Annotated in this window: 5 protein-coding genes and 2 pseudogenes; 6 read left to right on the top strand and 1 reads right to left on the bottom strand. The window is 60.7% G+C overall.

What is annotated here, in order from left to right; all coding sequences use genetic code 11:
• Positions 1-646: 646 nt before the first annotated feature.
• The 6 genes and pseudogenes from RI103_RS20505 (at position 647) to RI103_RS20475 (ending at position 12,511) form a co-directional block, all read left to right on the top strand.
• Positions 647-1,003, top strand: coding sequence for a response regulator (locus RI103_RS20505; protein WP_310817208.1), 357 nt, complete (start codon positions 647-649; stop codon positions 1,001-1,003).
• 857 nt (positions 1,004-1,860) lie between these two features.
• Positions 1,861-2,253, top strand: a pseudogene (locus tag RI103_RS20495) (hypothetical protein); the annotation flags it as partial.
• Between the two features lie 172 nt (positions 2,254-2,425).
• Entirely contained in the window at positions 2,426-3,151 is a 726-nt protein-coding gene (locus tag RI103_RS20490) for a gluconate 2-dehydrogenase subunit 3 family protein (protein WP_310817207.1), read from the top strand.
• Positions 3,152-3,223: 72 nt separating this feature from the next.
• Entirely contained in the window at positions 3,224-5,002 is a 1,779-nt protein-coding gene (locus tag RI103_RS20485; RefSeq protein ID WP_310817206.1) for a GMC family oxidoreductase, read from the top strand.
• 11 nt (positions 5,003-5,013) lie between these two features.
• Entirely contained in the window at positions 5,014-6,327 is a 1,314-nt protein-coding gene (locus tag RI103_RS20480; protein WP_310818520.1) for a cytochrome c, read from the top strand.
• Between the two features lie 586 nt (positions 6,328-6,913).
• Entirely contained in the window at positions 6,914-12,511 is a 5,598-nt protein-coding gene (locus RI103_RS20475) for an AAA family ATPase (RefSeq protein WP_310817205.1), read from the top strand.
• Positions 12,512-12,835: 324 nt separating this feature from the next.
• Here the strand turns inward: RI103_RS20475 and RI103_RS20470 are convergent.
• Positions 12,836-13,020 (bottom strand): annotated as a pseudogene (locus RI103_RS20470) (transposase); the annotation flags it as partial.
• Between the last annotated feature and the right edge of the window lie 237 nt (positions 13,021-13,257).

The raw sequence follows: 13,257 nt of genomic DNA, 5'->3' as shown, positions 1-13,257 counted from the left end.
CGACCTGTCGCACAGGGAGAAGGCGCAGCTATTGCGCGAGGGTTCTGTCACCGCAGCCCTCCATCACGACCTTCGGCAGGACATGCGCTCGGCCTGTCAACACGTGATGCAGGTTTATTAACTGCTCCCGACCACTGGCGTTGCCAAGCCGTCGCCAGTTGTCGTTGCTTCACTCGAAAATATCTCCGAACACGTGTTATCACGCTTCCTCGAGCTGAACGAATAGTGTGCACTGCGACGATACCAACGTATAGACGAGATACGCTAACGTGGTGTCAGCGTATCCATCTGTAGAGTAGATTCGCCTTTCATAGAACCTTACTCTTCTCTTACCTAAACAGGGCTCGCGGTCGCGTCAGCACAAGCTCGCTGCGCGGGCCGTTGACATCGTCGTCTTTTGGGTTGCCTCGCCGGTCGCTTCCCAATTTAACGGCCTCATGGACTCGATATCTGTGGCCGTGCTGTCGACGTTTCCGCAACATGCATCCAGCAATCGAAGGTGAGAGATTACGAGACCTCATTCCTTACCGAGATTGATGACCCATCGTATTTGCCTGACCGATGCATTAGCAACTCGCGAGCGGCAGTCAGGCCGAGGCATGTTGAATACGATGCCGGCGCTCCTAGATTCTCACAGGATGCAAAAATGAAAACCATTCTTATCGTGGAGGATGAACCCATCATCGTGACCGCGTGGAAACGTGTCCTTCAATTGGAAGGCTATCTAGTTCTGACAGCCATCAATGGTCATCAGGCGCTTTTCTCCGCCAACGGAAGAAAGCCCGACCTCATCATCACAGACCGGTCTATGCCAATAGCGGGCGGCGTTGAGTTTTTCCGTCACATCAAGTCAGGGCCAGAATTCTCGCGAATTCCGGTCATTCTCACCAGCTCTGAAAAATTGGACCACTCGGATGCAGGAGAATGGGACAGTTTTTTGATAAAGCCCGTGCCCATGGACACGCTGCTAGGAATGGTACGACGCCTTTTGAACGCGCATTGAAGCCGCGATTCTTCCGCCATCACGTCTCCCAATTTCTGCCGGTAAGCTGCGTTCCTATCCTCACAGCGAAGATCTGTCAGGTCGCTGTCAGGTGCGCAGCGCTGCCCTAGGGCTCGTTCGACAACGAGCCAAAAGGCCTCCCAATTCCCAAACAACCAGACGACTGTGAATAGATGAAGGAGTGGATGCATGCGGACTATTGGCCTCCAACATAATGTCGAGACGTACGCGCGTGCTTCATCCTCGGTGGCCGGTAGCGGAGTCAAGTCCGCTTTTTCGCGAAGTGGGGCTGAGCTTTTCAGAATCGATGCGATGCAATCCACAAGGCGAAGCTTACCGCTACCTGTTGTGGCGTGCCGTCGATCAGCACGATGCCGAGCACGATGCCGAGCTCGATATCGTGCTACACAAGCTACAGAAGCGCCGCGACAAGGCTGCAGCCAAACGATTTTCAAGCGCGTGCTTGCCTCGTATGCTGAGGCACCCCGCAAGATCGTGACCGACCAACTGCGAAGCTACGCAACGGCTATCGAATCTCTGACGGGCTATACGCCGGTATATCCAGGCAACGCTAAAGGCGGTGCTGGTATATCCCGCCGTAGGGGCCTTCCTGACTTCCGTGTAATAGCCCAATTCCGGTCGCGGTTGTAATGTAAGCCCATACCCGATGCGGTAACGTGATACGCCTCCGCGTCTGACCCGCGCAGGTCGCTTTGAGCCAAATCGAGGTTCGTCAAAACAACGCGTCGTATGTGTTCGCGGCAGCCCTGTCGCGCCGGCGCCGACGTTCGATACTGAAAGCGCAGGTTGCTCGATGATCAACGATTGGCCGCTGCGCAGGGTGCAAGGAGATGAGCATGAAAAGCCTCGGCTTCCTGACACATCAGGAGATCTTTAACCACGCCGTGCAGCGTCTGTTCGGCCAGGCGCAAGCCTCCTTGCTACCCCGTGGTGGCGGCGCATATCGGGGTTACTGCGGTGGCTGTCCGGTCGGCAGTTTCATTAAGCCGCGCGACTACATGACGGCGATGGAAGGCGTGCCCGTCCGCTACATCGCGAAACCACCGGAGAACGTGTCGGCTTACATTGATATCGGTGTCGCCGCGCTCAAGCGCGCGTTGCTGCGCTCGCGCATCAATGTGTCCGATCCGCTGGCCGTCGAATTGCTCAGTTGTCTGCAGAACGTCCACGACGTATTTGGCCCTTGGGAATGGTGCGAGCGGCTGGCATCGATCGCTCGCCAATTCGGCCGACTGGAACGCGATGTACAGCCGCCATTAATGCGCTATTTCCGACGCGCGGCCAGGCTGCCAAAGCCTACGCATACAGCGCCTCTGTCCGTCCCGCTCCTAGTATCTCCGAAAAGCCGCCAAGCATTGCTCGCGATTCCGTCGCTAACCATTCAAGCCAACAGGAACTCCAATGTCCACTGAAAAACCGCCGACCCATCGGCGAGCTTTCTTGCGCAAGACGCTGGCAATCGTGCCCGCCGTCTCGCTCACGGGCGGCGCCGCGACGATCGCGTTGTCGAATCAGGGGCGCGCAGCCGATGCACCAGCGCCGGAAGTACTCTATCAGCCACGCTACTTCCATCCAGCCGAATGGGCCTTCATCAATGCGGCGGTCGACCGTCTGATCCCGTCGAATGATGACGGCCCCGGTGGGGTGGAACTGGGTGTGCCCGAATTCATCGACCGTCAGATGGAAGCGCCCTATGGACGAGGCGCATTCTGGTACATGCGAGGCCCTTTCAAAACGGACGGTGAACCGACGCTCGGTTACCAGTTGCGTTTGACACCGCGAGAACTTTACCGTGCCGCGATTACGTCGATCGACGACTTTTGCCGCAAGACGCACGGCAACACATTCGCCGCCCTCGACGGCCCGACCCGCGATGCGGTACTTCATCAGCTCGAATCCGGCAAAGCAGAACTGGAGGCGGTCCCCGCGGCCATCTTCTTCACGACGCTGCTCGCAAATACCAAGGAAGGCTATTTTGCCGATCCCATTTACGGCGGCAACAAGCACATGGGTAGCTGGAAGATGATCGGCTTTCCCGGTGCACGTGCCGACTTCATGGACTGGGTCGACCAGCCGGGCAAGACCTATCCGCTCGGCCCCGTTTCAATCTCGGGCGAAAAGGCGTAAGTCCCATGCGGGAGTTGCCGCTATTGCCCAGAAGAACGCGCAAGCAGACTACACAGCATTTGAAGGAATTACATGGCTATCAAGAAGAAGCCAGTCGATGCCGTCATCATCGGCTTCGGCTGGACCGGGGCGATCATGGGCATGGAGCTCACCGACGCGGGGCTTGATGTCGTCGCGCTCGAGCGCGGTGCTTACCGTGACACGTCACCCGACTTCACCTATCCGAAGATCGTCGACGAACTCGCTTACGGGATTCGCGGCGAGCTGTTCCAGCGCCTCGCCGACAACACCGTGACGGTGCGCCACAACATCGGCGATACCGCGCTGCCCTACCGGCAATACGCGTCGTTCCTGCTTGGCGACGGCGTCGGTGGCGCGGGCGTGCACTGGAACGGCCAGCACTACCGGCCGTCGCCAGAAGACCTGATGTTGCGTACCCACATGGAGTCGCGCTACGGCCGCAATTTCCTGCCGAAGGACATGACGATCCAGGATTACGGCGTCACGTACGACGAACTGGAACCGTTCTTCGATCAGTTCGAACGCGTGTGCGGTACATCGGGCAAAGCCGGCAACCTGAACGGCACGATCGTGCCCGGGGGCAATCCGTTCGAGGGTCGCCGCACAAGCGAGTATCCGAACCCGGCTGTCGCCGATACCTACCCGGCGACCCTGTTCGCAAAGGCAGCAAAAGAAGTCGGCTACCATCCGTTTCCACAGCCCTCGGCTAACTCGTCGCGCCCTTATACAAACCCCTATGGCGTACGTCTGGGCCCCTGCAACCTGTGTGGATTCTGCGAACGTTTCGGCTGTTTCCTTTACTCGAAGGCGATGCCGCAGACGACCATTCTGCCAGTACTGATGAAGCGCAAGAATTTCGAATTGCGCACCCGCAGCGAAGTCCTCAAGGTCAATCTCGATTCGACCGGTAAGCGCGCGACGGGCGTCACCTATATAGATGCGCAAGGCCAGGAAGTCGAGCAGCCGGCCAACATGGTGATTGTCGCGGCGTTCCAGTTCCACAACGTGCGGCTGATGCTACTGTCCGGTATCGGCAAGCCGTACGACCCGGTGTCGCAAGAAGGCACGATCGGCAAGAACTTTGCGTATCAGATGATGAGTTCGATGTCGGTCTTCTTCGACAAGAACGTGCCGATCAACCCGTTCATCGCCGCAGGCTCTGGTGGCTCGCAGATCGTTGACGATTTCAACTCCGATCACTTCGACCACGGGCCGCATGGCTTCGTCGGCGGTGCGTACATCATCGGTGGACAGACCGGCGGGCGGCCGATCCAGCAACTCTCGGTACCGCCGGGTACGCCGGCGTGGGGCGCGCAGTGGAAGCGGGCAGCCAAGGACAGCTACCTGCACACGACGAACGTGGTGACGCACGGTTCCGTGATGTCGTACCGCGATCGCTATCTCGACCTCGACCCGACCTATCGCGATTCGTGGGGACAACCGCTGCTGCGGATGACGTTCGACTGGCACGACAACGAATACAAGATGTCGCGTTTCGTGACCGACCGCGCACTCGAAGTCGTCAAGGCGATGAACCCGAAGACGCATTCGCTGCTGATACGCCAGCCGGGCGACCACTACGACGTGCGTCAATACCAGACCACGCATACGACCGGCGGCGTCATCATGGGCACCGACCCCAAGACAAGCGCGGTCAACCGGTATTTGCAGAGCTGGGACGTGCACAACGTGTTTGTCACGGGTTCCTCGGCGTTTCCGCAGAACATCGGCTACAACCCGACGGGGCTGGTAGGCGCGCTCGCTTATTGGTCCGCGAAGGCTATCCGCGAAAAATATCTGAGCAACCCTGGACCGCTGGTGTCAGCATAGGCTTGGAAATCATGAAGAGATCTGTACTGAAATGGGGCGCAGCACTGGCGCTCGGCGCTTTCGCGCAGGTGATGAGTACCGTCGCGCTGGCAGACGATGCGACACAGCAACTGGTGCGGCGCGGCGAGTATCTTGCTCGGGTCGGTGATTGTGTCGCGTGCCACACGGCAAACAGCAGCAAGCCGTTTGCTGGCGGATTGCCAATCCAGTCGCCCATCGGCACGATCTATTCGACCAACATCACGCCCGACACCGCAACCGGTATCGGCAGGTATACGTACGAAGACTTTGAGCGTGCCGTGCGCCACGGTATTTCGAAGCAAGGCTACACGCTGTATCCCGCGATGCCGTATCCCTCCTATGCGCACGTACATGACGAGGATATGCGCGCGCTATACGCGTACTTCATGCACGGCGTCGCGCCAGTTTCCCAGTCGGACCACGCCGAAGGAATCGCATGGCCGATGTCGATGCGCTGGCCCCTAACCTTATGGCGCTGGGCTTTTGCACCGAAGGTCGAGGCGAGCAGCCCGCCGCCGGGCACCGACCCCGTGATTGCGCGCGGCGCCTATCTGGTGGAGGGCCTTGCGCACTGCAGCGCATGCCACACACCGCGCGGTGTAGGCATGCAGGAACTCGCCCTCACTGCGCAACAGGGCTCTACGTTTTTGTCTGGAGGCGGCCAGATCGATAACTGGATCGCCACCGACCTCCGCGGTGACCCGGCGACTGGTCTCGGCGCCTGGAGCGAGGCCGATCTTGAGACGTTCCTGAAATCGGGCGCGACCGACCGCACCGCTGCGTTTGGTGGCATGACCGACGTTGTCCAGCACAGCACCCAGTACATGACGGATGCCGACCGGACCGCGATCGCAAAATACCTCAAGTCGTTGCCGGGAACGAAGGGCGAAGTCCGCCCAGCGTATGACGCAGCAATCAGCACCGCGTTGCATTCGGGCGATGTGACGAGACCGGGTGCCGATACGTACCTCAATAGCTGTGCCGCATGCCACCGGTCGGACGGAAAGGGGTATGCGTCGGTATTTCCGGCGCTCGCGCTTAATCCTGTGGTGACTGGCGGCGATCCGACGTCGCTGATCCACATCGTGCTCGCCGGTAGCAGCACGCCGGCGACGAAGGCGGCACCCGCCCAGTTCACGATGCCGCCGTATGGTTGGCGGTTGTCGGATGCCGAGGTAGCGAACGTATTAACTCTGTTGCGTTCTAGCTGGGGGAATCACGCCTCGCCCGTCACCGCGACACAGGTCGCCAAGGTGCGCGCCGCAATACCGGTTGCAAGCCTCGGCGCTGCGCCGAAGCGCTAACGTACGCGGAAGTTAGACCGGATGCCCGCCCCATGCCACGTGACCGGCATGGGGCCGGTCTACGTATCGTCTCGACGAGTCTGTAATCCTGCGGGCGCAGCCAATGCTGCGCCCGTTCATAGCCGCACTCTGCCTGATGCCCAGCAGCAATCATTTCCGGGGCCGTGCCAAAACCTGAGAGGTCGCACTATGCCGCACTACGCCACAAGCCGGCACAGTAAGCCCGGCCAGGTCATTGGACTGATGCGTACAGATTGACGACGACCACTACATACAGTGCGCGTAATCGCGAGACTAGAGCGTCTTCTTCATCAACGGTGCGATCATCGCCGTGCAAGATCGAGCGGTGTATGCATTCGCATGAGACAGCAGCCGGCCATGAACCGTCCGTCGAAATCGATTTGCGGTCGACCGCTCTCGCGAGACAAGCCGCCCGTGGCAAAGCTACCGATACGCGGAAGCGGTAAATTGAAAGGTCATGCCGATATTGCGGGATGCCCACACCCACCTGGATAGCGTCAAGCAGGACATCCGGTCGTATTCAAAAGTCGTCGGTGTATTCTGAGGAGACGGCGGAGGGCGACAGATGAATGCTACATATGGTCGCGACGGGATGGGCAACAGCCTCAAGACCCTGTGGGCGGACGGCGAGCGGGTGTTGAGTCGAGCACGACGGCCGGCCGATGGCGGCTACGACACCGTGCTCATCGCGCGGTCCGCCGTCGAACATCCCTCACCTGCTAGCCTCGATCGGCTCGCCCACGAGTTCGGATTGAAGGACGAACTCGATGGCGCGTGGGCGGTGCGGCCGCTGGAACTGGTGCGCGAAGACCGTGCAACCCTGCTGGTGCTTGAGGATCCGGGAGGTGAGCCGCTCGAGCGGCTGCTCGGCGCGCCCATGGCGGTGGGCAACGTTATGCGCCTCGCCGTCGGCATCGCCGCAGCGCTGGGCAAACTTCACCAGCGCGGCCTCGTCCATAAAGACCTCAAGCCTGCCCATATCCTCGTGAACTGCACGGATGGACAGGTGCGGCTGACCGGCTTTGGCATCGCCTCGCGGCTGCCGCGAGAGAGACAGGCGCCCGAACCGCCGGAGTCCCTCGCCGGCACGCTCGCCTACATGGCGCCCGAGCAGACCGGCCGGATGAATCGCTCCATTGATTCGCGAAGCGACCTGTATTCGCTCGGTGTCACGCTGTATCAGATGCTCACCGGCATGCTGCCGTTTACGGCCGCTGACCCCATGGAATGGGTGCACTGCCATATCGCCCGAAAGCCGGTGCCGCCCAGCGAGCGGTTGCGCACTATCCAGGCTCCGGTTTCCCGCATCGTCATGAAGCTGCTCGCCAAGACGGCCGAAGAGCGCTACCAGACTGCGGGCGGTGTCGAACGGGACCTGCGACGCTGCCTTGCCAGCCTGGGGGGCGATCACCCCATCGACGATTTCCCGCTGGGCGAACAGGACACGCCCGACCGCCTGCTGATTCCCGAGAGGCTGTACGGGCGACAGTGCGAGGTCGATACGTTAGTCGCCGCGTTCGATCGAATCGTCGAGCGCGGTGCGCCCGAACTCGTGCTGGTTGCCGGCTATTCCGGCATCGGCAAATCCTCGGTCGTCAATGAAATGCACAAAGCGCTGGTGCCTCGTCGGGGGCTCTTCGCCTCCGGCAAGTTCGACCAGTACAAGCGTGATATTCCCTATTCGACGCTGGTGCAGGCTTTTCAAAGCCTGGTGCGGCCGCTGCTCGGCAAGCGCGACACGGAGCTGGCGAGCTGGCGCGGCGCGTTGCTGGAAGCGCTGGACCCGAATGCGCGGCTCATGACCGACCTCATCCCCGAATTGAAGCTCGTCATCGGCGAGCCGCCGCCGGTCCCGGAGCTTGAGCCGCAGCAGGCACAACGCCGTTTTCAGGTCGTGTTCCGGCGTTTTATCGGCGTCTTCGCACGACCGGACCATCCGCTAATGCTGTTCCTCGACGATTTGCAGTGGCTCGACGCGACAACGCTCGACTTGCTGGAGGATCTGTTGACCAGCTCGGATCTCCGACATCTGATGCTGATCGGCGCCTATCGCGACAATGAAGTCGATGCCACGCATCCGCTGATGCGCAAACTCGAAACGATCAAAAAAGCCGGCGCCAAAATCGAGGAGATGACGCTTGCACCGCTCGCTCGTGAGCACATAGCGCAGTTGATTGCAGATGCTCTTCACGGCGAGCCGGCGTGTGCCGCGCCGCTGGCGCAGCTCGTGCGGGAGAAGACCGCCGGCAATCCGTTCTTCGTGATTCAGTTTCTACAGGCGCTTGCCGACGACGCATTACTCACTTTCGACTATGACGCGGCGTGTTGGCGCTGGGACCTCCATAGCATTCACGCCAGGAGCTATACCGACAATGTCGTCGACCTGATAGTTTCCAAGGTGACCCGCCTGCCAGCCGATACGCAGCAGGCGTTGCAACAGTTCGCCTGCTTGGGGAATGTTGCAGCCATCGCCATGCTTTCGATCGTACTCGGGGTCTCGGAGACGCGGGTCCACGGGGCGCTGTGGGAGGCGCTTCGTCAGGAGTTGGTTGTGCGGCTGGAGGGTTCCTATAAGTTTGTTCACGACCGGGTGCAGGAAGCCGCCTATTCACTGATCCCGGAAGCATCACGCGCCGAGGCCCATCTGCGAATCGGACGTCTGCTTTCCGCACAGACACCCCCGGAAAAACGGGAAGAGGCGATCTTCGAGATCGTGGGTCAGCTCAACCGCGGCGCGGCCTTGATAACGTCTTGCGACGAGCGGGAGCAACTCGCCGAGTTCAATCTGCTCGCCGGCCAGCGCGCCAAGTCTTCCACGGCCTTTACCTCGGCACTCACCTATTTCAATGCCGGTGCGGCGCTGTTGGCGGGAGATGGCTTGGAGCGCCGGCGTGAGCTGGTCTTTGCGCTAAAGCTGAACCAGGCCGAATGCGAATTTTTGACCGGCCAGTTATCGATCGCAGAGGAGCGGTTGACGGCTCTCTCAAAGCGTCCCGCAACAACGGTCGAACGCGCCCTCGTCACCTGCTTGCATAGCGACGTCTGCACGACACTTGATCAGAGCGGCCGCGCGGTTGCTGTATGTCTTGAATACCTCCGGCATGTCGGTATCGCGTGGTCCCCTCATCCGAAAGAGGAGGAGGTGCGACATGAATATGAACGCATCTGGTCACTGCTGGGGGGCCGGACTATCGAGGATCTCATCGATTTGCCGCGGATGGCGGACGCGGCGTCCCTCGCCACGGTCGATGTTCTGAGTAAGCTTTTGCCGCCGGCCCGCTTTACCGATGCGAACCTGGCTTCCCTGACGATCTGCAAGGCGGCCAGTCTCAGCATCGAACTCGGCAACTGTGATGCCTCCTGTGTCGCCTATGTCCAGCTCGGCAGAGTCGCTGGACCGCGTTTCGGCGACTACCCGGCCGGATTTCGATTCGGCCAGCTCGGCTATGAACTCGTCGAACGACGCGGGCTAAAGCGCTTTGAGGCGAGCACCTATCTTTGCTTCGCGGTTTTTGTCATGCGCTGGATGAAACACGTGCGGGCTTGCCGTGATCTGTTGGGCCGCGCGTTCGAAGCGGCGAACCGGAACGGAGACCTCACGTATGGCGCCTACACGTGTACGCATCTCAACTCGAACCTGCTTTTCGCCGGCGAGCCGCTACCCGAGGTGCAAGGCGAAGCCGAACACGGCCTCGCATACGCCAGGAAGGCGCGGTTCGGCCTTGTCATTGACGTCATCGCTGTGCAATTTGCGATGATTCGGATGCTGCGCGGCTTGACGTTGAAATTCGGTTACTTTGACGACGGGCAGTTCAATGAGCTTCACATCGAACACCACTTATCCAGCAACCCGGCCTTGACGCTTGCTGCGTGTTGGTATTGGATCCGGAAATTGCAGGCGCTCTATTTGGCCGGCGACTATGCGGCGGCCCGGGACGCCGCTTCAAAAGCGCAACGGCTGCTTTGGACCTCAGCCTTGTACTTTGAGGAAACCGAATATCACTTTTACGGCGCGCTGGCCCAGGCGGCCTACTGCGACTGCGCACCGGCCGGGGAGCGGCAGCAGTGCATGGAAGCGCTGGCTGCGCATCACCGACAACTGCAGGTCTGGGCGGAGAATTGTCCGGAGAACTTCGAGAACCGCGCCGCGCTGGTCGGCGCCGAGATCGCCCGCATCGAAGGCCGCGTGGTTGATGCTGAGCAGCTCTACGAACAGGCCATCCGGTCAGCTCGCACAAACGGCTTTGTCCATAACGAGGGGCTCGCTTACGAAGTGGCCGCGCGCTTCTATGCGGCACGTGGCTTCGATGAAATTGCGCGTGTCTACCTCGGAAATGCGCGTTACAGCTATCTCCGCTGGGGCGCCAATGGCAAGGTGAGGCAGCTTGATCAGTCATATCCGCAGCTTACGCATGAGCCGCCTGTTGCAGGGCCGACGAGCACGATCGGCGCGCCGGTCGAACACCTCGACCTGGCGACCGTGATCAAGGTGTCTCAAGCCGTCTCGGGCGAGATCGTCCTGGAGAAACTACTCGACACCCTTATGCGCACGGCGATGGCGCAGGCGGGCGCCGAGCGAGTTCTTTTGATTCTTGCGCGAGGGGCTACGCAGCGGATCGCTGCGGAAGCCACAACCAGCGGCGATACGGTGGCCGTGCATTTGTGCGACGAGTCCGTGGCCGAGACCGTGCTGCCGGCGTCGGTGCTCCACTATGTCCTGCGCTCTGGGGAAAGCGTTATCCTCGATGATGCCGCGGCCGAATCTCCGTTCGCCGCTGATTGTTACATCCAGCAGCGGCAGGCGCGGTCCATTCTCTGCTTGCCGTTGCTCGCGCAGGCCAAGCTTATCGGCGTGCTATACCTCGAAAACAGCCTGGCGCCCCGCGTGTTTGCCCCATCGCGCATTGCAGTGCTGAAGCTGCTCGCCTCGCAGGCCGCGATCGCGCTGGAGAACGCGCTGCTCTATGCCGATGTGCAGCGCGAAAACAGGGAACGCAAGCTGGCCGAGGAAGAGTTGCGCGAGCGCGAAGCGCGCATCCGGCGGCTCGTCGAGTCGAACATCATCGGACTGTTTTTCTGGAACGTGACCGGAATGGCGACGGACGCGAACGACGAGTTTCTGCGCATCGTTGGCTACTCGCGACCGGAACTGCTGTCAGGCCAGGTCGGGTGGGCCGGCATGACACCCCCGGAATATCGCGCCGCCGATGCCCACGCACTTGACGTACTCCGGCAAGGGGGGACCTGCCAGCCCTATGAGAAGGAATACATTCGCAAGGATGGCCGGCGCATTCCGGTGCTGATCGGCGCGGCCTTACTGGAAGGTTCGCAGGAAAACGGCGTGGCCTTCGTGCTCGATCTGAGCGAACGCAAGAAGGCCGAGGCCGAGCTTGCCACGCGGCGGGTCGAGGCGAAGCGCGCGCAGGAGCAGTTGCTGGCGCTCCAGGCGGAACTCGCGCATGCAACGCGCGTGACGACGCTCGGGGAGCTGAGTGCGTCCATCGCCCACGAAGTCGGGCAGCCGCTCAGTGCGATCGTGACGAGCGGCGAGGCGTGCCTGCGCTGGCTCGGCCACCGGACGCCGCAGCCCGAGGAGGTGCGGGCCTGCGTGACGCACATGATCGCCGAAGGCGGGCGCGCGAGCGCGATCGTCCAGCATATCCGTTCGCTCACGCGGAGCGCCGCGCCGCAGAAGACGCGCCTCGAACTCAACGATGTGATCAATGACGTGGTGCTGCTGGTGCAGCGCGAAGTCTCGAACCGTCGGGTATCGTTGTCTCTCAGGCTCGGCTCCGGATTGCCTGCGCTGCTCGGCGATCGGGTGCAGCTTCAGCAGGTGCTAATCAATCTGATGATGAACGGGATGCAGGCGATGGCTGAGATTGGCGACGACGCACGTGAGCTACTGATCGAATCGCGCCGGGATACGGAGGGACACGTGGTCGTCGCGGTTCAGGACTCCGGCCCGGGCATCGATCCGGCCAACGCGGACCGGCTGTTCAGCGCTTTCTTTACCACCAAGGCCGACGGGATGGGCATGGGGCTGTCGATCTGCCGTTCGATCATCGAAGCTCACGGAGGACGGTTGTGGGCATCCAGCCATGCCGGACAGGGCGCCACATTCCAGTTCAGTCTGCCTTCGATTGGCGAGAGCGCGTCATGACTCGGAGAGACTTCGCGCGAAGCAGGACGGGACAACCTTTGGCGATCTGTTTCATGCCATTGGCCCCCACCTGCGCACTGCATACCCGCTCGCCCAGTGCAGGTTGGAATCAATCTGCACCGGGCGACTTTCACCGCTCAACAGAATGAGCACGGTTTGATTGGCGGCCGTCTCATATCGGTGTAACAGCTGTCCTTTGCGCAATTCGGCTGACTGGCTCTAACGGGTCGTCGTCAAGTGCCTGTCGCGTCGCCTGGAAGCGCTCATCCGTTGGCGCGAACGCGCGCTGGGGTGATTGTCGCTTCTGGCCTATCGCGCCGCTACCTTCATGTAGCCGACCACCTGTGACACCGCATACTTTGGCGATATCGACAACAGCATATGAACATGATCCGCCATCAGGTGCCCTTCTTCTTCCCGCTCTCCTTTTGCTGAGCCAGTCGTCGAAAGACCCCACCCAGATGTCCCCTCAGCTGCGCGTACAACACCTTTCTACGGCACTTCGGAATGAATACCGCGTGATATTTACATTCTCATCTGCTGCGGCTTAGGCTATCAAAGTCGTCCATTATGATTCTCCCTCTAGTGTGCTTGGCGGCTCAGGAGGGGGAGTTTCACCGATGGACGGCTCCCGCATACGTCAAACTTTTACTGGCTCCCCGGCAGAGCCGGGGGATTTTCCGAGTTAATCAACGGACATCATTAGCGCTTCCATGGACACCGCTAGGAAAATTAACGATCTCCAA

This window comes from Paraburkholderia sp. FT54 (assembly GCF_031585635.1).
Lineage (GTDB): Bacteria > Pseudomonadota > Gammaproteobacteria > Burkholderiales > Burkholderiaceae > Paraburkholderia.
Note: the sequence above shows the minus strand (reverse complement) of the source record. Positions and strands in the feature narration are given on the sequence as shown.

Excerpts from the sequence above, each read along its gene's own strand:
- RI103_RS20505 (WP_310817208.1), top strand. The coding sequence starts at position 647 with ATGAAAACCATTCTTATCGTGGAGGATGAACCCATCATCGTGACCGCG.
- RI103_RS20490 (WP_310817207.1), top strand. The coding sequence starts at position 2,426 with ATGTCCACTGAAAAACCGCCGACCCATCGGCGAGCTTTCTTGCGCAAG.
- RI103_RS20485 (WP_310817206.1), top strand. The coding sequence starts at position 3,224 with ATGGCTATCAAGAAGAAGCCAGTCGATGCCGTCATCATCGGCTTCGGC.
- RI103_RS20480 (WP_310818520.1), top strand. The coding sequence starts at position 5,014 with ATGAAGAGATCTGTACTGAAATGGGGCGCAGCACTGGCGCTCGGCGCT.
- RI103_RS20475 (WP_310817205.1), top strand. The coding sequence starts at position 6,914 with ATGAATGCTACATATGGTCGCGACGGGATGGGCAACAGCCTCAAGACC.